Here is a 20,416-nt window from a genome sequence, read left to right as displayed (position 1 = left end):
TTGATCACGTACGGACCACGCTCGCAGCGTGCGACGGCCGGGAACAGTGACACTGATGACCAACGCCAACAAATTCCTGCCACACCTGCCCGTATTCTTCGGGGCATGAGCGCTGGTTCTGTCGCCGTGGTCGTGACCGAGGAGATCGGGGTCCCCTCATGGGACCTCTACGAGTTGAGCATCCCGTGCACCGTCTTCGGGAAGCCGCAGCCCGATCTGGCCGACCCCTGGTACGACCTGCGGCTGTGCGGAACCGGCGAGCAGCCGCAGGACGCACCGGCCGGCACCGGCCTCGCGCTGCGGACCCGCTACGGGCTCGACGATCTCGTCGGCGCCGACACGGTCATCGTGCCCTCGGTGCCCGACCCCTGCATCGACGAGGGCAGGCCGCTGCCACGGACGCTGATCACGGCCCTGCGCCGCGCCTACGACGCAGGTGCCCGCATGGTCTCCCTGTGCACCGGCGCCTTCGCACTGGCCGAGGCCGGGCTGCTCGACGGACGCCGGGCCACGGCCCACTGGATGCACACCGCTCAACTGGCCGAGCGTTACCCGAAGGTGCACGTCGACGACTCGGTGCTGTACGTCGACGACGGGGATGTGCTCACCAGCGCCGGGCTGACCGCCGGCCTCGACCTCTGCCTCCATCTGGTGCGCCGCGACCTCGGCGCGCACGTCGCCAACCAGTTGGCGCGCCGGATGGTGGTGCCCGCCCACCGGCCCGGCGGCCAGGCCCAGTTCATCGAACTGTCCGTGCCCACCACCGACGACAAGGGCCTGGGCCCCGTACTGGACTGGGCCCAGGCCCACCTGGAGCAACCGCTGACGGTCGAGGACCTGGCACAGCGAGCGGCGATGAGCCCGCGGACGTTCTACCGGCGGCTCCAGGCAGCCACCGGGACTACTCCGCTTCAGTGGCTCCTCAACCAACGTCTGGGACGGGCCCAGGCCCTGCTGGAATCGACAGATCTCCCGATCGAGAAGATCGGGGAGCTGAGCGGCCTCGGCACGGCGAACAACCTTCGCCACCACTTCCTCAAGCAGATCGGTGTATCGCCGAGTGACTACCGACGGGCCTTTCCCCGGACGATCTAGTGCTGTGACCGGAGGGTTCACCGGCTCGCGACGCCCTGCAAGGCGCTCCCCCTGGCTTCGCCGGGAGGTGCCCCCTCGCTGCGTTGTCGAATCACCCGAGTACATCCGGTACGAGGGCGATCTCCCGCTGGCTCCGGCCGGTGGGGGTACCCCCGGCGGAGCCAGGGGGAGCACCCCCACCGGCTTGCGATACGTCCCCTCGGCCCCGAGGGGCCGGGGGAGACCCCATGCCCGCGGCCGTAAGGGGCCGGGGGAGACCCCATGCCCTCGGCCGCAAGGGGCCGGGGGAGACCCCATGCCCTCGGCCGCAAGGGGCCGGGGGAGACCCCATGCCCTCGGCCCCGAGGGGCCGGGGGAGACCCCATGCCCGCGGCCGTAAGGGGCCGGGGGAGACCCCGTGCACCGGACGCCGTGAGCTTCCCGGCAAGCCCATCCGGTCACAGCACCAGGGCCTTCCGTCTCGGACGGGGTCGGCCGAGCCGGTTCTGTCGCTGTGGGCGGTGATCGTCCGCCGCCTGCGCACGGGCGGGAACCACCGGGAGCCGAGCCGATGCTCGGGTCGCACGCTCCCGGGCTCCTCGGGCGTGGGCCGTGACCAGCCCACCCTTAGGGTGGGTGCGACAGCAGACCGTGAACAGGAACGAGGAGCAGACGTGAGCGAGCCGGCGTCCATCGCCCTGCAGCAGGAGATCGCCCGGGAACTCCAGGTCACCGAGACCTTCGACGCCGAGCGGGAGATCGAACGCCGGGTGGCCTTCCTCGCCGAGCGGCTGACCTCCACCGGTCTGCGCTCCCTCGTGCTCGGCATCAGCGGCGGCGTCGACTCCACGACCACCGGCCGGCTGTGCCAACTCGCCGTCGAGCGGGCCCGGGGCGCCGGGCACGAGGCGCGGTTCTACGCGATGCGACTGCCCTACGGGGTGCAGGCGGACGAGCACGACGCACAGCTCGCGCTCTCCTTCATCCGGGCCGACCACGTGCTGACCGTGGACATCAGGCCCGCGAGCGACGCCGCGCTCGAGGCCTCGCTGGCCGCCGGAGTGAACGTCCGCGACGCCCACCACCAGGATTTCGTGCACGGCAACATCAAGGCCCGGCAGCGCATGATCGCCCAGTATGCGGTGGCAGGTGCGCACGACGGTCTGGTCGTGGGCACCGACCACGCCGCCGAGGCGGTCTCGGGCTTCTTCACCAAGTTCGGCGACGGCGCCGCCGACCTGGTCCCGCTGACCGGCCTGACCAAGCGCCGGGTCCGCGCGGTCGCGGACGTGCTGGGCGCGCCCGCCGAGCTGGTGTGGAAGACCCCGACGGCCGACCTGGAGAGCCTCGACCCGGGCAAGGCCGACGAGGACGCGCTCGGGGTCACCTACGACGACATCGACGACTTCCTGGAGGGCAAGCCGGTGGACGAGCGGGCCTTCGAAACGATCGTGCGCCGCTACCGCCTCACCGACCACAAGCGCAGGCTGCCCATCGCCCCCTAGGGCCTCTGGGCTCGTGTGCCCCGGCACGCACGCTCGCTTGTCGTCGGTCGCCCACGCTCCGCGTGGGCTCCTTCCTCCGCCTTGCGATCGCGCGCACCGGACCCCGCTCACCGATCCAGCCTGATCCAAACGAAAGACCCTGGTGCGGTGACCGGGGAGGTTCACCGGCCCGCGACGCCCTGCACGGCACTGCCCCGGCTGCCGCTGGGAGGTACCTCCGCGTGCGGCGCGTCGCATCACCCGAGCACGTCCGGTACGTGGGCGATCTCCCCGGCCTCCGGGCCGGGTGGGGGCATCCCCGGCGGAGCCAGGGGGCGCCCCCCGCCGCCTTGCGATGTTCTCCCCTCGGCCCGCCGGGCCCGGGGAGACCGCGAGCGAAGGACGTCGCGTTTGCCGCGAGGCTCCCGGCAGACCGGTCCGCTCACAGCACCGGCCGTGGGCCTCGCCGAGTTGTGCGGCGGTGACGCGGACAGCCCGGTGTGACGGCCCTCCTGCCTCCCGCAACTCGCGGAGCGCACCGCTTCGTTCGGCCACGGGAACCTTCGGGCCGATCCGAACAGATCCGGGCGACGCGACTCGGTCCTGAACCTGCGCTGGCCCTGTTCGACCTGTCGGCGCAGGCTCTCCGGCCGTGCGACGTGCGACCACCCCGCCGGGCGACCACCCCTGGCGGCCGCCCTGCGTGGTGATCCAGTCCTCACCGGGACCGCCGGGACTGCCGGGACTGCCGGGACTGCCGGACCGAGGCCTCCCGTCGAACCGGGGGCGCCGCCGCACCGTCGGGCTCAGCTCTTGAGGTAGGCAAGGACGGCCAGCACTCTGCGGTTGTCGTCCGCCGACGGGCTGATCCCGAGCTTGGTGAAGATGCCGGCGGTGTGCTTGGCGACGGCGCTCTCGCTGATGTGCAGACCGGTTGCGATGGCGGCGTTCGACCTGCCCTCCGCCATCAGTTCCAGAACGTCGCGCTCACGTGGCGTCAGGCCGTCGATCGTCCCGCGGGCGTCGCCGCGTGACAGCAGACGGGAGATGACCTGGGGGTCCATCACCGTGCCGCCGGCGGCGACGCGGCGGACCGCGTCGTGGAACTGCTCGGTGTTGGTGACCCGGTCCTTGAGCAGATACCCGACGGCTCCCTCTCCTCCGGCCAGCAACTCGTTGGCGTAGAGCTGCTCGACGTACTGGGAGAGGACGAGGACGGGCAGGCCGGGCCGCCGGCGACGGGCCTCCAGGGCCGCCTGCAGGCCCTCGTCGGTGAAGGTCGGCGGCAGCCGCACGTCCACCACCGCGACATCCGGTGCCGCGTCCCCCTCCTCGAGCAGCGCGCGCAGGAGGGACGGACCGTTGTCCACCGCCAGGACCTCGCAGCCGTGCTCCTGAAGTGTGCGGGTCAGCCCGTCCCTCAGCAGGAAGAGGTCTTCGGCGAGGACAACGCGCACGGTATCTCCATCGTCACGGTGGTCGGTCCGCCCTGCGGGCTGTGCAGGGCGAGGGTGCCGTCGAAGGTATCCAACCGCTGCTGCACGCCGGACAGTCCGGTGCCCCGGGAGAGGTCGGCGCCGCCGTGCCCGTCGTCGGTGACGGCGATGTGCAGCAGGCCGTCCTCGTGGATCAGGGCTATGCGGACCTCGCGGGCTCCGGAGTGCTTCGCGGCGTTCGTCAGCGCCTCGCTCACCGCGAAGTAGGCCGCGGACTCCACGGGGTCCGGGAGCCGGCCCGCCAACCGTGCATCGACGTGGACGTCGAGGAAGCTGTCGAGCGCCAGCGACCGGACCGCGTCACCGAGGCCCCGGTCGGCGAGGACCGGCGGGTGGATGCCGTGCACCAGGTCGCGCAGGTCCTGCAGGGACCGCTCGGCCGTGCTGCGGACGTCCAGCAGGAGCTCGCGTGCCGCCGGCGGATCCGTCTCCAGCAGACGGGTGGCCCGGTCCAGCGTCATCCCCAGGGCGACCAGCCGGGCCTGCGCGCCGTCGTGCAGGTCCCGTTCGATGCGCCGCAGTTCGGCCGCCAGGGAGTCCTGGGCACGGCTCCGCGTGTCGGTGAGCCGCTCGATCCGCCGGGTGAGCCGGGTGCTCCGCGGAGCGGCGAGCAGCGTCCGGCCAAGACGGGCGTGCAATCGGACCACGGCGGGGGCGGCGAGCAGGCCGGCGGCCATGAAGGCGAGCCCCAGCAGCAGCGCGGCGACCATCGTCGCGGTGGTGTGCACCGGGACGAACGCGTACCAGTTGCCGTCGTTGATGTACTGCCAGATGAACGGCTGCACCAGCGCGCCGAACGCCCCGTACTCGACCAGGGCGAGGGGGACGGCGACCAGCAGACCTCCTGCCACCGGCTCCAGCCACGCCCACGTCAGATCACGCCAGAACCCCTCATCGGCCAGGATCGCGCCCGACCTCTTGCGGGCGTTCCCACCACGATCCACGGGCAGCGGCTCGGGCCGGCTGATCCGGACATCCGTCCATGTCGCGGCGCGCGAGCGGGAGCGGTCGGACATCGTGCGCAGGGCCCGCGCGGCCGGCGGCAGCAGCCGGAGGCCGATGCCCACCGGCAGCAGCAGCACAGCGAGCACCACCAGCGAGCCCGCCGCCGGCACCGCGAGCGCATGCAGACTCGCCAGCTGGCATCGGCCGACGGCCACACAGGCACGCGCGAGGACCGTGCGCGGCCTATCGAACATCGTCCATGATCGGGGGGAGCCTATCCGGTGCCGCTGCCGTCGCCCACCCCCGGTCTGCGCGCAGCCACGTCCACAGGACTGCCGCCATCAGGCACGAAACACCGAACAGCACCATGGGGAGGACCGTGCCCGACTCCTCGTCCATGAACAGCAGCATGCCGAGGTTGACCAGCGCATGGAAGCCCCCCGCGAGCAGCAGCCGGTGAGCCCGCACCCCTTCGAGGGCCCAGCCCATCACCACCGACATGGACACCGCCGCCATCATGAACGCCCCGGTGTACACGGGGTGTTGCGCGAAGACCTGAACGTGCCAGACACCCCACGCCAGGCCGACCGCCGTCGAGGCCGCGAGGGGACCGAAGCGGGGGCGCAGCAGCGGCTGCAAGAGGCAGCGCCACCCGATCTCCTCGGCACACGCGCCGATCAGCTGCGCCGCGGCGATCAGCGCGAACGGGGCATCCGGACGCGTGAACCGCGCGTTCCCGCCGAGCGCCGCGTACGCGCCGGCACTCACCGCGATGATCAGCGGCGCCGTCACGATCAGGAGCGCCCCACGGCCGCCGCCGCCCGGCAGGCCGTCGGTGAACAGAGCCCGTACGCGCCGCGGCCACAGCATCGCGGCGACGCCCACCCCGAGGGCGGGCCCGAACTGCGTCAGCTGGATGATCTCGACGGGTATCCGTGTCACGGGCTGGGCCGCGCCCAGTACGCCCGCTGCCAGGAAGGTGACGGCCAGGAACGAGGCCATCACCCTGATGTCCACAGGTGTCATTCGCATGACATCGACGATGCCGCTGCGCAGGGCCACTGCCACGGGGCCTGAATGCCGGGCCGGGGTGTACCTGGGTACACCCCCGGCTGCCCCGGGTGTTCAGGACCTCGTCCGAAGGGCCGCCCCCGCGCCTGCGCCGCCCCGTGCCCAGGGCGTCGCGACCCGCCTGTCCGCAACAGGGCACGACGCCGACGCCCGTGAGCCGCTGCCGCAGTCCTGACGGTTCTGCGCATGCGCCCTCTCGGCGCGCACACGAGCACGTGTGCCGGACGACCCGGTCGATTTGCCCACCCTCCTGTGGTCCTGTGTCCCCCACGGCCCGGGGAGCCTTTCCTGTGCGGAAGAATGGACCCATGAGTCTGTTCCGCGACGACGGCATCGTGCTGCGCACCCAGAAGCTGGGTGAAGCGGACCGCATCATCACGATCCTCACCCGCGGACATGGACGCGTCCGCGCCGTCGCCCGCGGTGTACGGCGCACCAAGTCGAAGTTCGGCGCCCGGCTGGAGCCCTTCTCGCACGTGGACGTGCAGTTCTTCGCCCGCGGCAGCGAACTCGTCGGGCGCGGGCTCCCGCTGTGCACACAGAGCGAGACGATCGCTCCTTACGGTGGCGGGATCGTCACCGACTACGCCCGCTACACCGCGGGCACCGCCATGCTGGAGACGGCGGAACGGTTCACCGACCATGAGGGCGAGCCTGCGGTCCAGCAGTATCTGCTGCTCGTCGGGGGGCTGCGCTCGCTCTCCCGCGGCGAGCACGCCCCGCATCTCATCCTCGACGCGTTCCTGCTGCGCTCCCTCGCCGTCAACGGCTACGCGCCCAGCTTCGAGGACTGTGCGAAATGCGGCATGCACGGACCGAACCGCTTCTTCTCCGTCGCGGCGGGCGGAGTGATATGCGCCGACTGCCGGGTGCCCGGCAGCGTCGTACCCTCTGCGGAGGCGATCGGACTGCTCAGCGCGCTGCTCACCGGCGACTGGGACACGGCCGACGCCTGCGAGGCGCGCCACGTCCGGGAGGCGGGCGGACTGGTGTCCGCATATCTCCACTGGCATCTGGAGCGCGGCCTGCGATCCCTGCGGTACGTAGAGAAGAGCTAGGAAAACTAGGAGAGTGTGACCCCATGGCACGACGCGGAATCCTGGGACGTTCCCGCCGCGAGTACAAGGTCCCCGAACCGCACCCGTCCGGCGCGCGTCCCCCGAGGATCCCGGCCGAGCTGGTGCCGAACCATGTGGCGTGTGTCATGGACGGCAACGGCCGTTGGGCCAAGGAGCGCGGTCTGCCGCGTACCGAGGGGCACAAGGTCGGCGAGGGCGTCGTCCTCGACGTACTCAAGGGCTGCATCGAGATGGGTGTCAAGAACCTCTCGCTGTACGCCTTCTCCACCGAGAACTGGAAGCGCTCGCCCGAAGAGGTGCGCTTCCTCATGAACTTCAACCGGGACGTGATCCGGCGCCGACGGGACGAGATGGACGAACTCGGCATCCGTATCCGCTGGGTCGGGCGTATGCCCAAGATGTGGAAATCGGTCGTCCAGGAGCTCCAGATCGCGCAGGAGCAGACGAAGACGAACGACGCCATGACCCTGTACTTCTGCGTGAACTACGGTGGACGGGCCGAGGTCGCCGACGCCGCGAAGAAGATCGCCGAAGAGGTCGCGGCGGGCAGGCTCGACCCGTCGAAGGTCAACGAGAAGACGTTCCAGAAGTACCTCTACTACCCGGACATGCCGGACGTCGATCTCTTCCTCCGCCCGAGCGGTGAGCAACGTACCTCCAACTACCTGATCTGGCAGAGCAGTTACGCCGAGATGGTGTTCCAGGACGTGCTGTGGCCGGACTTCGACCGCCGCGACCTGTGGCGGGCCTGCCTGGAGTACGCCCAGCGCGACCGCCGCTTCGGTGGCGCGATCCCCAACGAGGAACTGCTCGCGATGCGAGGCAAGGATCCCTCCGCCGACGCATCCGGCTGATCCTGTCGCTACGCTCCTGTCCTTGATCAAAAGACGCCAACGGGGGGCTGGGGCATGAGCGGGGAACAACTCGTCGAGGGGCAGCCGGCCGAGGAACAGCGGCCCGCGGAGCGGGTGGAACTGGTCTACCGGCTGACGGCCGACGACTTGCGGGAGGCCATGCTGGCCCGCGCGCGGGCATCGGCCCCGTTGCGCCGGCTCCGCTGGGCTCTGTGCACCGGCGCGATCGTCATCATCGGCGTGCAGGTGATGTCCCTGATCACCGGGGACGGCCGGTTCGACCCGGTGCTGGCGGGGTTCGGGACACTGGGCGCCGTGGCCGCCCTCTGGTGGCTGCCGAGGGCGCAGGCGAAGCAGTTCGCCAAGGCGGTCGAGCAGCACGGCGAGACCCGTGCCCTCGTGGACGACTCGGGGGTGCGGGTCGTCACCGCTCACGCCACCTGTACGACCGACTGGCAGGCGAGCCCCCGCCATGTCGAGACGAAGCGTGTGTTCGTCCTGCTGAGCGGGGACAGGAGCGCCGTGAACGTCACTGTGCTGCCCAAGCGTGGAGCCAAGGTCGCCGGCGACATCGACCGGCTCCGGGCCATCCTCGAGCGGCACTCGGGCCGGGGCTGAACGGCACGAGCAGAAAGGCACGGGTCCGATACGGCACGGGCCCGCACACGGCCCGAGTCCGGTACGGCCTGTGTCCGCGATACGGCTACGGCTACGGCACGGGCCCGGGAAGCACGGGTCCGAAACCGCACGGTGCCTCCCGCCCATGGCGGGAGGCACCGCCGCAGTCACGTCCTGTGCGGCCGGGACACGGCCGACGCCGTGAACCCCGTCAGGCCTCCGGTGCAGCGGCCGCGCACTCCGCACACGTACCGAAGATCTCCACCGTGTGTGCGACGTTCACATAGCCGTGCTGTGCAGCAATGGTCTCCGCCCACTGCTCCACCGCAGGCCCCTCGACCTCCACCGCTTTGCCGCACATTCGGCAGACCAGATGGTGGTGGTGCTCACCGGACGCACAACGCCGGTACACCGCCTCGCCTTCGCTCGTGCGCAGTACATCCACCTCGCCGGCGTCGGCGAGGGACTGCAGCGTGCGGTAGACCGTCGTCAGGCCGACGGAATCGCCGCGGTGCTTGAGCATGTCGTGCAGCTCCTGCGCGCTGCGGAACTCGTCCACCTCGTCGAGCGCCGCCGCCACCGCGGCCCGCTGCCGGGTCGAGCGGCCTCGTACGGGGGGTCCAGCCGTCGCCACAGGTGCCTCCTTCGTTTCTGCCCGCTTCGTCCGGCTGGCCATTCTGCCAGGCCGGGGTCAGACCTTGACGTCGTCGGCAGGACGGGCGCCGGCCGGAACTTCCAGATCGCAACGGGACTCCGCGACGGCACGTGCCTCGGCCCGCCGCCGGGCCAGCGGCGTCGCGAGCATGGTCAGCAGCACGAACACGGCGATCGCCAGCACCACGATCGTCGCACCCGGCGGCACGTCCTGGTAGTACGAGGTGACCGTGCCCGACAGCGTCACCGCGACACCGATCGCCACCGCCACGGTGAAGGTCACGGCGAACGACCGGGTGATCTGCTGCGCCGCCGCCACCGGCACCACCATCAGCGCGCTCACCAGCAGCAGACCGACCACACGCATCGCCACCGTGACGGTGACCGCCGCCGTCACGGCGACGAGGAGATTCAGCGCCCGCACCGGAAGACCCGTGACCCGTGCGAACTCCTCGTCCTGGCTGATGGCGAACAGCTGCCGCCGCAGCCCCACCGTCACCAGCAGCACAAAGGCCGCCAGCAGGCAGATCGCGGTGATGTCCTCGTCGGAGACCGTCGACAGGGAACCGAAGAGGTACGAGGTGAGGTTGGCGTTCGACCCGGTGTCGCTGAGGTTCATCAGCATGACACCGCCCGCCATGCCGCCGTAGAAGAGCATCGCCAGCGCGATGTCGCCACGGGTGCGCCCGTAGGCACGGATCAGCTCCATCGCCACGGAGCCGACGATCGCCACCAGCGTCGCCATCCACACCGGGTTCGTGGAGAGCAGGAAGCCGAGACCGACGCCCGTCATGGCGACATGGCCGATGCCGTCGCCCATGAGCGCCTGCCGGCGCTGCACCAGATGAATACCGACGGCGGGCGCGGTGATGCCGACCAGTACGGCGGCCAGCAGCGCCCGCTGCATGAAGGGGTCCTGGAGGAATTCCATGATCAGGTCAGCAGTCCCGTGCGGAGCGGCTCGTCGGCCGCATGCGGATGTACGTGGTCGTGGCCCGGCAGCGCATGCTGGCCGACGGCCCGGGGCGGCGGACCGTCATGGACGACGCATCCGTCGCGCAGCACCACCGCGCGGCTGATCAGCGGCTCCAGCGGGCCGAGTTCATGCAGCACCAGAAGCACCGTCGTCCCCGCCGCCACCTGCTCGCGCAGAGTCCCGGCGAGGATCTCCTGGCTCGCCAGGTCCACACCGGCCATCGGCTCGTCCATGATCAGCAGTTCGGGATCGGCGGCGAGCGCGCGGGCGATCAGCACCCGCTGGTGCTGGCCCCCGGACAGGGCACCGACCGCGTCCTTCGCCCGGTCGGCGAGCCCCATGAGCTCGATGGCCCGCTGCACGGCCGCACGGTCGGCCCGGGAGGGCCACCTCAGCTTCGTGCGCGACAGCCTGCCGGAGGCGACCACCTCACGCACGGTCGCGGGAACTCCACTCGTCGCGGTGGTGCGCTGCGGTACGTAACCGACCCGCGACCACTCGCGGAAGCGCCGCAGCTCCGTACCGAACAGGGACACCGTGCCCTCCGTGAGCGGCACCTGGCCGATCACGGACCGCACCGCGGTCGACTTCCCCGAGCCGTTGGCACCGAGCAGTGCGACGACCTCACCGCGGCCGACGGTGAGATCGACGCCGCGCAGCACCGGGCGCGAGCCGAGGGTGGCCCGGGCACCGCGGACGGATATGACGGACTCCATGGTCTGTGTGCCGGGCTCCATGTTCTGCGCCTCCGATGCTGCCGCTGTCATTTCGCGCCGAGAGCCTTCTGCAGCGCGGCGAGGTTGGCTTCCATGACCTCGACGTAGTCGTCGCCCTTGGACCGGTCCGTGATGCCCTCCAGCGGGTCCAGGACGTCCGTCTTCAGTCCCGTGTCCTTGGCGAGGGTCTTCGCGGTCCTGTCGCTGGCGAGGGTCTCGAAGAAGACCGTGGTGACCTTGTCCTGCTCGGCTATGGTCCGCAGCTCCCTGACACGGGCGGGGCTCGGCTCCGCCTCGGGGTCGACACCCGCGATGCCCTGCTGCTCCAGGCCGTAGCGCTCGGCGAGGTAGCCGAAGGCGGAATGAGTGGTGACGAAGGTCCTGGTCCCCGTGTTCTTCAGCCCGTCGGTGAACCTGGTGTTCAGCGCGTTCAGCCTGGCGACCAGGGCGTCGGTGTTCTTCTTGTAGTCCGCCGCGTGGGCCGGGTCGGCCTTCTCCAGCGAGGCGCCGACGCCCTTGGCGACCTCGGCGTACTTGACCGGGTCCAGCCAGACATGCGGGTCGCCTGCGCCCTCGTGCCCGTCGCCCGCAGGCTCTTCGCCCTCATGGCCGTGATCATGATCGCCGCCGGTCGAGGTGCCGTGCGCCTCGAGCTCGGTGAGGGTGGCGGCGTCGACCGTGTGCTCGACACCGGCCTGCTCGACGGCCTCGTCCACGGCGGGCTGAATGCCCTTGAGATAGAGCACGTAGTCGGCCCGGCGGAGCTCGGACACCTGCCTGGGCTTCAGTTCCAGATCGTGCGGCTCGACGCCGGGCTTGGTCAGGGTCGTGACCTCTGTGTGCTCCCCGCCGATCTGCTCGGCGAGATACTGCATGGGGTAGAAGGACGCCACCACATCCAGCTTGCCGCCGTCGCCGCCGGCCGCGGAGGAGCCGGAGCATGCGGAGAGCGTGAGAAGGCTCAGCGCGGTCGCTCCGGCGACGGCGGTGGCGGGTATGAGGCGTCGTACGTTCATGACAGTCATTTTCAACAAGACTGGAAACGATTGTCAACAACGCTCGGTGCCGCCCACCCCCGATACCGATTTGATCCGAGGGGTGCGGCCGCCGGTAATCTGAAGCATTCGCCCAGCCCGTCTCCCGACCACCACCCCCTCATCGAGGCGCTTCGCGCCGCCCCCGTCCCATCCCGTCGTCGTAATGAAGAGAGCATCGTGGCCGCCGACAAGATCGACACGATCGTCAACCTGAGCAAGCGCCGTGGCTTTGTCTACCCGTGCAGCGAGATCTACGGTGGCCAGAAGGCCGCCTGGGACTACGGACCGCTGGGTGTCGAGCTCAAGGAGAACATCAAGCGCCAGTGGTGGCGCTACATGGTCACCGCGCGTGAGGACGTCGTCGGTCTCGACTCGTCGGTGATCCTGGCGACCGAGGTCTGGGAGGCCTCCGGCCATGTCGCCACCTTCACCGACCCGCTGACCGAATGCACCTCCTGCCACAAGCGGTTCCGCGCCGACCACCTGGAAGAGGCGTACGAGGAGAAGCACGGCCGCGCCCCCGCGAACGGCCTGGCCGACGTCAACTGCCCCAACTGCGGCAACAAGGGCCAGTTCACCGAGCCCAAGCAGTTCTCCGGCCTCCTCTCCACCCACCTCGGCCCCACCCAGGACACCGGCTCCGTCGCCTACCTGCGTCCCGAGACCGCCCAGGGCATCTTCACCAACTTCGCCCAGGTCCAGCAGACCTCGCGCCGCAAGCCGCCGTTCGGCATCGCCCAGATGGGCAAGTCGTTCCGCAACGAGATCACGCCCGGCAACTTCATCTTCCGCACCCGCGAGTTCGAGCAGATGGAGATGGAGTTCTTCGTCAAGCCGGGCGAGGACGAGACGTGGCACGAGTACTGGATGGAGCAGCGCTGGAACTGGTACACCGGCCTGGGCCTGCGTGAGGAGAACATGCGCTGGTACGAGCACCCGCAGGAGAAGCTCTCCCACTACTCCAAGCGCACCGCCGACATCGAGTACCGCTTCCAGTTCGGCGGCAGCGAATGGGGCGAGCTCGAGGGCGTCGCCAACCGCACCGACTACGACCTCTCCGCCCACTCCAAGGCATCCGGCCAGGACCTGTCGTACTTCGACCAGGAGGCCGGCGAGCGCTGGACCCCGTACGTCATCGAGCCCGCCGCCGGCGTCGGCCGCACCATGCTGGCCTTCCTCCTCGACGGCTACAACGAGGACGAGGCCCCCAACGCCAAGGGCGTCATGGAGAAGCGCACCGTCCTGCGCCTCGACCACCGCCTCGCCCCGGTCAAGGTCGCCGTCCTGCCGCTGTCCCGCAACGCGCAGCTCTCCCCGAAGGCCAAGGGCCTCGCGACCGACCTCCGGCAGAACTGGAACATCGAGTTCGACGACGCCGGCGCCATCGGCCGCCGCTACCGCCGCCAGGACGAGATCGGCACCCCGTTCTGCGTCACCGTCGACTTCGACACCCTCGACGACAACGCCGTGACCGTGCGCGAGCGCGACACCATGAAGCAGGAGCGCGTCTCCCTGGACCAGATCCAGGGCTATCTCGCCACCCGCCTCATCGGCTGCTGACACCAACCCCCGCAAAGGCCGGCCGGGCCCCAGCCCGGCCGGCCTTTGCGCGCCCGGACCCGCGGCCACGCCCAGGGCCCCCGCCCGAACCCACCCCCCTACCGCCAGGACCCCGCACACGGCCGCGAGAGGCAACCCCGCACCGACCGCCGGCACCACCGCCCCCGAGGATTCGCCGGCGTCACCGAAGCCGACGACGCCGAAGGACTCCTGGCCGCAGTCGCCGAACACCACCCCCGCATCGCCGTCGTCGACGACACCACCCCCGCATCGCCGTCATCGACGTACGCATGCCGCCCCGATTCACGGACGAAGGCGTACGCGCCGCACTGCACATCCGCCGCCAATGGCCCGACACAGCAGTCCTGATGCTGTCCCAATACGTCGAAGAGCGCTGTGCCACGGAGCTGATCCCGCCAGCACCAGCGGCATCGGCCACCTCCTCAACCAACGCGTCGCCGATGTGGAGGAGTTCATCCGCATGCTGCGCCACCTGGAAAGTGGCAGCTGAATATCGGGAAGGCAACGCACTGGACAACAGCAACACCGGGTAGTGCTGTTGATATTGGTCATGCTGCACACTGGGCGCACTCGTCACCAGGAGGAACGATGCCGTCCATGACCAGCAGCAAGGTCAGCAGATGGGATCAGCACGGGCGCGAACATGTCGTGCACGTGAAGAAGTCGGGCATACAGCGCACACTGACGTGCGACACCTGCGGCTGGCGCAAGGGCGCGCAGTTCCTGCCCTGGCTCAAGGCGGAGGAACACCTTGCAGAGGCCCACCAGGCCACCGTTGACCCTGCGGCCGGCAACCGGACCACCTGAGTTCCGGCGTTCCCGGCGTCCCACATCCACATCCGCAGGCGCGCGTCCCGCGTCCCGGGCCGTGAGGCATGGGCCCCGGCTCCTAGGCTCCCTGGCGACGAGTCCTGGATCCCGGCCCTGGCCCGGGCCCCGAGTCCTCAGCCCCGGAGAACTCAGCCCCGGGCGCGCAGCCCCCGCAGCAACAGCTCGCACACCGCACGGAATTCATCGTCGATCGCAGGTCGGAGCCACTCCGGCGCATGGACCGGATCATGGAAACGAGCGGTGGCGTCGAACACCGCCTGCGCCGCCGAGACCGGGGAGGAGGCCACGAACTCTCCGCTGCGGACGCCCTCTTCGACGATCCTCGTGAGCTGGCTGACCAGCACCACCAGATGCTCGTCCACCACCCCGCTGGCCTCGGTGATCAGCACACCGTACGTGGCGAAGAGCTCGGGATCGTCGCCCGCCTTGTGGCGCTTCGCCTCGAAGAGACCCGACAGCCACGCCCGCAACTTCTCGTCCGCCGAACGGGCCGGAGCCTCCGTGATCTCCGAGAGCAGCGCCTCGGTCCTGCCCAGCCAGCGCGCCGTCACGGCCTCGCGCAACGCCGCCTTCGTACGGAAATGCCGGTAGACACTCCCGTGGCTCACGCCGAGCACCCGCGCCACGTCGACGACCGTGGCCTTCGCCGGACCGTAGCGGCGCAGCACCTCCTCCGTGGCTTCGAGGATGCGCTCGCTCGTCAGGGTCTCGGTGGTCGGCATGCCACCGAAGGTACCCTCAGGCTTCCCGCTCACCGCAATCAGTGCTCGCTGTCCAGATGCGCCATCTGCGCCTCCGGGTAGCGGGCACCGGCCGCCGCATCCGCCGGGACGGCACGCTCGATCGCTTCCAGATCGTCCGAGTCGAGAACGACGTCGAGTGAGCCGAGCGCCTCGGAGAGCCGGTCGCGACGACGGGCACCGACGAGCGGAACGATGTCCTCACCGCGCGCGAGCACCCAGGCGATGGCGATCTGAGCGACCGAGACGCCCTTCTCCTCGGCGATCTTGCGGAGCTGCTCGACCAGGTCGAGGTTGTGCCTCAGGTTCTCGCCCTGGAAACGCGGGCTCATACCGCGGAAGTCGTTCGGCGCGAGCTCCCGGTCACGGGTGAAGTGGCCGCTGATCAGCCCCCTGGACAGCACACCGTAGGCCGTGATGCCGATGCCCAGCTCACGGGCGGTGGGCAGGATCTCCGCCTCGATGCCGCGCGAGATCAACGAGTACTCGATCTGGAGGTCGGAGATCGGTGCGACGGCGGCCGCGCGGCGCAGGGTCGCCGCGCCGACCTCCGACATACCGATGTGCCGCACATGGCCGGCCTCGACCAGTTCGGCGATGGCGCCGACCGTCTCCTCGACGGGGACGCCGGGGTCCACACGGGCGATCCGGTAGATGTCGATGTGGTCGGTGCCGAGTCGCTGCAGTGAGTACGCCACGAAATTCTTCACTGCGGCCGGTCGGCCGTCGTAGCCGGACCAGCCGCCGTCCGGGTCACGCAGAGCACCGAACTTCACGCTGGTGAGCGCCCTCTCGCGGGCCGCGGCCGGTGCTGTGCGCAGCGCCTCGTTGATCAGCAGTTCGTTGTGGCCCATTCCGTAGAAGTCGCCGGTGTCGATCAGCGTGACCCCGGCGTCGAGCGCGGCATGGATCGTCGCGATGGACTCGGCCCGGTCGGACTCTCCGTACAGCGCGGACATGCCCATGGCGCCGAGGCCGAGGGCGGAGACCCGGGGGCCGGTGGTGCCGAGGGAGCGGGTCGGGACGGTGTGGGGGGTGGGGGAAGTCATCGGGGACTCCTGGGGGTGAGGCGGTGGAGGGAGTAGGGGGAGGGGGTGCCGGGCAACAACTATGGCATGACGGCTGACAGATTTCAATATCTGTCAGTCATCGCTCGTCATCCCGCCTGTGTCAGTTGCTCGACAGCCTCCGGGCTCTCCTTCCATGCTTCCGTCCGTGTGCCGGCTCCGCAGCGAAGCATCCACGCCATCGCCCGGGTGTTTCCGGCACCCTTCTGCACAGCCCCCGCAATGCGTCTGCGCCCGGGGCCGGAGCGCATCGGACCCCTTTCGACACGTGGAAAACCGGATGCCGTGCTGGTCCGGGCGCTGTAGCCTCGCCGCATGTTCTCCTTCTTCCAGATCTACGAGTGAGCGAGCGGCGGCTTCGTACCGCCCTCACCAGCTGACATCCGGATCACTTCTCACCAGGACGGGAGAACCCCCGTGGCCAAGAGCCGAAACAACCTCCTTGGCGTGGGCGGGCAGCGCAAGAAGCTGTCCCACGCCGACCAGCACGGCAATGGACCGGTGCGCAACGCCGAGCGCAAGGCGTCCGCCGACCAGAAGCAGGAGCTGCTGCGCAAGATGCGCGAGCGAGCCCAGGGCAAGGAGGCCCAGCAGCCGAAAGCGCCCGCCGAGGGCGGCGCGCAGGGCTGACACCCACCACGCGGTATGACGATGGGTCCGAGTTCACTTCATGTGAACCGGACCCATCGGCTTTTCGCTAGACGCAGTCCCTGGGGCCCGCGCGGTGCTCTTGCCAGGCACTCAGTGCCTGGGTGTGCGAGCCCGAGGGGTGCTCGGCGTGCCAGGCGCGCAGATAGCGGTTGAACTCGAACTGTGTGCCGATCTCCTGCGGCCGGGCCGCCTCTTCGCGGGTGTCGTGCCAGTGCCGTACGGCTTCGGAGAGTGTTCTGCCCGCGCCTTCCGCGATGAATGTGCGCATGAACGCGTCGAAATGGAAGGCCGCCCCGATCTCCGTGGTGAAGAAGGCCCGCAGTACCTGACTGCACCGCTGGCCTTCGGGGATGACCGTGTCCCCGTCGACCGGTGCGGCAAGCTGTGATGCCGAGCGTCGTCGTCGCGTGGTCGTGGTCGGCGGGATGTCCGGGAGGGGGTCTCCGTCGAGCGCCGCGGCGAGCCGCACGGTCAGTGCGGCCTTGCCGCCTCCGGTCGGGAGGCCCATCGACCGGGCGAGGCCGGTGAGTTCGCTCAGGGTCCAGTACCAGCGCTCCAGTTCGCGCCCCGAGAGGCCAGTGGTCAGCGGTGGCCGGGCCTCGTTTATTTTCGCACTCACGTTCCCATTCTTGCTCAAGCCCACAGCCGCCGGGGACGCTGGTTCAGGCCGTGTGACGGCGGAACACGATCCACGGCCATGTGATGTGCAGGAATCACGATCTGCTTTCCGCGGGCACCCGTGACCGCGCCGACTCCAGCTCCTCCGCCGTCCGCCGGGCCGTCTCCCTGGCCCATCGACCACTGGTCGCCAGCCCGACGACCAGTACGGACAGTCCGCAGCCCATGATGATCCACCAGGCGGGCCGGCTCGCTTCCACGAAGCCGTCGGCGTGGCCGGCGGCGACGGTGCCCGCCGCCAGGACCGAGCCGATGACGGCGACACCGAGGGTGGCGCCGGTCTGGCGGCTGGTGGAGGCCACTGCGGCGGCGACGCCGGCCTGGGACCGGGGCATTCCGGAGACGGCGGTATTGGTGATGGGGGCGTTGACCATGCCGAAGCCGAGTCCGAAGAGGACGTAGCCGGTGAAGAGGAACGTGGTGTTCGTCTCGGCCTCGAACGCGGCGAAGAGCAGGCCGCATGCAGCCATGGCGATTCCGGCGACGGTCAGGGGCAGTCGTGGTCCACGACTGCCGACGAGGCGGCCCGAGAGTGGGGCGCAGACGAAGGTGAGTGCGGCCATGGGGAGCATGTGGAGCCCGGCGTCGAGTGCGGACAGTCCCCGTGCGTCCTGCAGATAGAGGGTGTTGAGGAAGAGGAAGCCGCTGAGGGCGGCGAACGAGCTGATCGCGATGATGACGGCGCCGCTGAACGGGGCCGAGTGGAAGAAGCGGAGATCGATGAGGGGCTCGTCGCGTCTGGGCTCGTACAGCAGCAGACCGGCCAGGGCGAGTACGGCGATTCCGGCGAACGGGAGCACGGCGTCGGCCCCCTCGCCGGGTGCCTCGATGATCGCGTAGGTGACGGAGCCGAGGAGGGCGATGACGAGGAGCTGGCCGATGGGGTCGGGGCGGCGGGGCTTGGGGGCGCGGGACTCGGGGACGTAGCGCCAGGTGAGGAGGAGTGCGGCGAGGCCGACCGGGACGTTGATCCAGAAGATGGAGCGCCAGCCGACGGTCTCGACGAGGAGGCCGCCGACGACAGGTCCTGTGGCCATCGAGATGCCGACGACGCCGCCCCAGGCGCCGATGGCGCGGGCGCGTTCGCGTGGATCGGTGAACGTGTTGGTGATGATCGACATGGCGACCGGGTTGAGCATGGACCCGCCCACCGCCTGGACCATGCGGAAGGCGATGAGCGACTCCTGATTGGGTGCGAGGGAGCAGAGGACCGAGCCGAGGGTGAAGAGGACCAGTCCGGTCTTGAAGACCTTCCGGCGCCCGATCCGGTCGGCGGTGGATCCGGCGAGGATCAGCAGTGAGGCGAGGACGAGGGTGTAGGCGTCGATCGTCCACTGCATTCCGGCGACGGACGCGCCGAGGTCTCTGCGGATGGAGGGCAGGGCGACGTTGAGGACGGTGTTGTCCAGGCTGACGATCAGCAGGCTCATGCAACAGATCGCCAGGATGAGGAGCCGTCGTCGGCGGCTCGGCTCGGACGCACACATGTATGCATAGTACGCCTAACTAATGAACTTGACAGTGCGCGACAATGGGCGAATGACCACGCTCGCCCAGCCCTCGACGCTGTCCATCGGCCCCCACGCCGTACAGCCCCCTGTGGTGCTCGCCCCCATGGCCGGCATCACCAACGCCCCGTTCCGCACCCTCTGCCGCGAATTCTCCGGCGGCAAGGGGCTGTTCGTCAGCGAGATGATCACGACGCGGGCGCTGGTCGAGCGCAATGACAAGACGATGCAGCTCATCCACTTCGACGAGACCGAGACGCCGCGCTCGATCCAGCTGTACGGCGTCGATCCGGTCACCGTCGGCAAGGCGGTGCGCATGATCGTGGACGAGGGTCTGGCCGACCACATCGATCTGAACTTCGGCTGCCCGGTCCCGAAGGTGACCCGCAAGGGCGGCGGCTCGGCCCTCCCGTACAAGCGGAATCTGCTGCGCGCGATCCTGAACGAGGCCGTGGGCAACGCCGGCGACCTGCCGGTGACCATGAAGATGCGCAAGGGCATCGACGACGATCACCCCACCTATCTGGACGCGGGCCGGATCGCGGTGCAGGAGGGCGTCACCGCGATCGCGCTGCACGGACGCACGGCGGCGCAGCACTACGGCGGCACGGCCGACTGGGATGCCATCGCGCGGCTCAAGGAGCATGTGCCGGAGATCCCGGTGCTCGGCAACGGCGACATCTGGTCCGCGGACGACGCCCTGCGGATGATGCGTGAGACCGGCTGTGACGGCGTGGTCGTCGGGCGCGGCTGTCTGGGACGGCCATGGCTCTTCGGGGATCTGGTCGCGGCCTTCGAGGGCGGGGGGACCTGTGCCCGTCCCGCGCTGCGCGAGGTCGCGGACGTCATGGTGCGCCATGCCCGGCTGCTGGGGGAGTGGATCGGTGACGAGTCGCGTGGAGTGGTCGACTTCCGAAAGCATGTGGCCTGGTATCTGAAGGGCTTCGCGGTCGGTTCCGAGATGCGGAAGAAGCTCGCGGTGACGTCGTCGCTGGAGGAGCTGCGCGCTCAGTTGAGCGAGCTCGATCTGGACCAGCCGTGGCCGGTGGGTGCCGACGGGCCTCGCGGGCGTACGTCCGGGAACAACCGGGTCGTGCTGCCCGATGGCTGGTTGAAGGACCCTTACGACTGTGCGGGTGTGAGTGAGGATGCGGAACTGGACACCTCGGGGGGCTGATCCGGACCCGGGTGGGACAGGGTCCGGATACTGGAATCCGACCGTGCGTACCGGCGTGATTCTCGCCACCCCTGATCAGGGGTGCGCTCAGATGAGCGTTTCCGGGGTGGCTGCAACCTTAGAAGGGGTGGCACTGAGTGCCACCCCTTCCGTGTTCAAGAGTTGAACTCAAATGCCTC

At 69.7% G+C, this 20,416-nt stretch carries 20 protein-coding genes and 1 pseudogene; 10 read left to right on the top strand and 11 right to left on the bottom strand.

What is annotated here, in order from left to right; genetic code table 11:
- The first annotated feature begins 126 nt into the window (after nucleotides 1–126).
- Both AC068D_RS06355 and nadE read left to right on the top strand, forming a co-directional pair.
- Entirely contained in the window at nucleotides 127–1,095 is a 969-nt protein-coding gene (locus AC068D_RS06355; protein WP_478822026.1) for a GlxA family transcriptional regulator, read from the top strand.
- 653 nt (nucleotides 1,096–1,748) lie between these two features.
- Nucleotides 1,749–2,579 (top strand): ammonia-dependent NAD(+) synthetase, encoded by an 831-nt coding sequence (gene nadE / locus AC068D_RS06350; RefSeq protein ID WP_478821797.1) that lies wholly within the window; start codon nucleotides 1,749–1,751, stop codon nucleotides 2,577–2,579.
- Nucleotides 2,580–3,364: 785 nt separating this feature from the next.
- Here the strand turns inward: nadE and AC068D_RS06345 are convergent.
- From AC068D_RS06345 to AC068D_RS06335, 3 genes are read right to left on the bottom strand one after another with little or no spacing between them, the layout of a single operon-like run.
- Complete coding sequence (locus AC068D_RS06345) at nucleotides 3,365–4,015, bottom strand: response regulator transcription factor (RefSeq protein ID WP_478821796.1); 651 nt, start codon at nucleotides 4,013–4,015, stop codon at nucleotides 3,365–3,367.
- The gene (locus AC068D_RS06340) at nucleotides 3,979–5,253 is read right to left on the bottom strand and encodes a sensor histidine kinase (RefSeq protein ID WP_478821795.1); all 1,275 of its coding nucleotides are present in this window, start codon (nucleotides 5,251–5,253) and stop codon (nucleotides 3,979–3,981) included. The genes AC068D_RS06345 and AC068D_RS06340 overlap by 37 nt, the downstream gene beginning before the upstream one ends.
- Entirely contained in the window at nucleotides 5,243–6,031 is a 789-nt protein-coding gene (locus AC068D_RS06335; RefSeq protein WP_478821794.1) for a CPBP family intramembrane glutamic endopeptidase, read from the bottom strand. Before AC068D_RS06335 ends, AC068D_RS06340 begins: the two co-directional genes overlap by 11 nt.
- A 347-nt stretch (nucleotides 6,032–6,378) precedes the next feature.
- Between AC068D_RS06335 and recO the strand changes: the two genes are divergently transcribed.
- The 3 genes from recO to AC068D_RS06320 are packed head-to-tail and all read left to right on the top strand — an operon-like array spanning nucleotide 6,379 to nucleotide 8,621.
- On the top strand, nucleotides 6,379–7,128 hold the full coding sequence (gene recO, locus AC068D_RS06330) for a DNA repair protein RecO (RefSeq protein ID WP_478821793.1): 750 nt from the start codon (nucleotides 6,379–6,381) through the stop codon (nucleotides 7,126–7,128).
- 23 nt (nucleotides 7,129–7,151) lie between these two features.
- Nucleotides 7,152–8,003, top strand: coding sequence for an isoprenyl transferase (locus tag AC068D_RS06325; RefSeq protein ID WP_478821792.1), 852 nt, complete (start codon nucleotides 7,152–7,154; stop codon nucleotides 8,001–8,003).
- Between the two features lie 54 nt (nucleotides 8,004–8,057).
- Entirely contained in the window at nucleotides 8,058–8,621 is a 564-nt protein-coding gene (locus AC068D_RS06320) for a hypothetical protein (protein ID WP_478821791.1), read from the top strand.
- Nucleotides 8,622–8,832: 211 nt separating this feature from the next.
- Here the strand turns inward: AC068D_RS06320 and AC068D_RS06315 are convergent, their stop codons facing one another.
- From AC068D_RS06315 to AC068D_RS06300, 4 genes are read right to left on the bottom strand one after another with little or no spacing between them, the layout of a single operon-like run.
- Nucleotides 8,833–9,297, bottom strand: coding sequence for a Fur family transcriptional regulator (locus AC068D_RS06315; RefSeq protein WP_478821790.1), 465 nt, complete (start codon nucleotides 9,295–9,297; stop codon nucleotides 8,833–8,835).
- Nucleotides 9,298–9,312: 15 nt separating this feature from the next.
- On the bottom strand, nucleotides 9,313–10,206 hold the full coding sequence (locus tag AC068D_RS06310) for a metal ABC transporter permease (protein WP_478821789.1): 894 nt from the start codon (nucleotides 10,204–10,206) through the stop codon (nucleotides 9,313–9,315).
- A gap of 2 nt (nucleotides 10,207–10,208) precedes the next feature.
- A complete protein-coding gene (locus AC068D_RS06305; protein ID WP_478821788.1) occupies nucleotides 10,209–11,018 on the bottom strand; it encodes a metal ABC transporter ATP-binding protein in 810 nt (269 codons plus the stop codon).
- Nucleotides 11,015–11,983 carry a metal ABC transporter substrate-binding protein gene (locus AC068D_RS06300; RefSeq protein ID WP_478821787.1) on the bottom strand — a complete coding sequence of 323 codons (969 nt, stop codon included), beginning with the start codon at nucleotides 11,981–11,983 and terminating at the stop codon, nucleotides 11,015–11,017. The genes AC068D_RS06305 and AC068D_RS06300 overlap by 4 nt, the downstream gene beginning before the upstream one ends.
- A 198-nt stretch (nucleotides 11,984–12,181) precedes the next feature.
- On the opposite strand from AC068D_RS06300, the gene AC068D_RS06295 reads away from it, so the two are divergent.
- From AC068D_RS06295 to AC068D_RS06285, 3 genes and pseudogenes are all read left to right on the top strand, one after another.
- Nucleotides 12,182–13,564: a glycine--tRNA ligase gene (locus AC068D_RS06295; protein WP_478821786.1), complete on the top strand. Its 1,383-nt coding sequence runs from the start codon at nucleotides 12,182–12,184 to the stop codon at nucleotides 13,562–13,564.
- A gap of 168 nt (nucleotides 13,565–13,732) precedes the next feature.
- Nucleotides 13,733–14,069: pseudogene (locus AC068D_RS06290) on the top strand (response regulator); the annotation flags it as partial.
- A gap of 104 nt (nucleotides 14,070–14,173) precedes the next feature.
- Complete coding sequence (locus tag AC068D_RS06285; protein WP_478821785.1) at nucleotides 14,174–14,392, top strand: hypothetical protein; 219 nt, start codon at nucleotides 14,174–14,176, stop codon at nucleotides 14,390–14,392.
- Nucleotides 14,393–14,544: 152 nt separating this feature from the next.
- On the opposite strand, the gene AC068D_RS06280 is transcribed toward AC068D_RS06285, so the two are convergent.
- Nucleotides 14,545–15,138 carry a TetR/AcrR family transcriptional regulator gene (locus tag AC068D_RS06280; RefSeq protein ID WP_478821784.1) on the bottom strand — a complete coding sequence of 198 codons (594 nt, stop codon included), beginning with the start codon at nucleotides 15,136–15,138 and terminating at the stop codon, nucleotides 14,545–14,547.
- A 38-nt stretch (nucleotides 15,139–15,176) separates the two neighbouring features.
- Complete coding sequence (locus AC068D_RS06275) at nucleotides 15,177–16,205, bottom strand: aldo/keto reductase (protein WP_478821783.1); 1,029 nt, start codon at nucleotides 16,203–16,205, stop codon at nucleotides 15,177–15,179.
- Between the two features lie 435 nt (nucleotides 16,206–16,640).
- Between AC068D_RS06275 and AC068D_RS06270 the strand changes: the two genes are divergently transcribed.
- Nucleotides 16,641–16,853: a DUF6243 family protein gene (locus tag AC068D_RS06270; RefSeq protein WP_478821782.1), complete on the top strand. Its 213-nt coding sequence runs from the start codon at nucleotides 16,641–16,643 to the stop codon at nucleotides 16,851–16,853.
- Between the two features lie 67 nt (nucleotides 16,854–16,920).
- Here AC068D_RS06270 and AC068D_RS06265 read toward each other — a convergent pair whose 3' ends face one another.
- Both AC068D_RS06265 and AC068D_RS06260 read right to left on the bottom strand, forming a co-directional pair.
- Nucleotides 16,921–17,493, bottom strand: coding sequence for a DUF6434 domain-containing protein (locus AC068D_RS06265; RefSeq protein ID WP_478821781.1), 573 nt, complete (start codon nucleotides 17,491–17,493; stop codon nucleotides 16,921–16,923).
- Nucleotides 17,494–17,587: 94 nt separating this feature from the next.
- On the bottom strand, nucleotides 17,588–19,039 hold the full coding sequence (locus tag AC068D_RS06260; RefSeq protein ID WP_478821780.1) for an MFS transporter: 1,452 nt from the start codon (nucleotides 19,037–19,039) through the stop codon (nucleotides 17,588–17,590).
- A 52-nt stretch (nucleotides 19,040–19,091) separates the two neighbouring features.
- Here AC068D_RS06260 and dusB point away from each other — a divergent pair, with 52 nt between their 5' ends.
- Nucleotides 19,092–20,237, top strand: coding sequence for a tRNA dihydrouridine synthase DusB (gene dusB, locus AC068D_RS06255; protein WP_478821779.1), 1,146 nt, complete (start codon nucleotides 19,092–19,094; stop codon nucleotides 20,235–20,237).
- Nucleotides 20,238–20,416: the final 179 nt, after the last annotated feature.

It is taken from the genome of Streptomyces sp. NPDC043861, assembly GCF_056435905.1.
The sequence above is the reverse complement of the archived record's forward strand: the minus strand, read 5'-3'. Positions and strand labels throughout refer to the sequence as shown.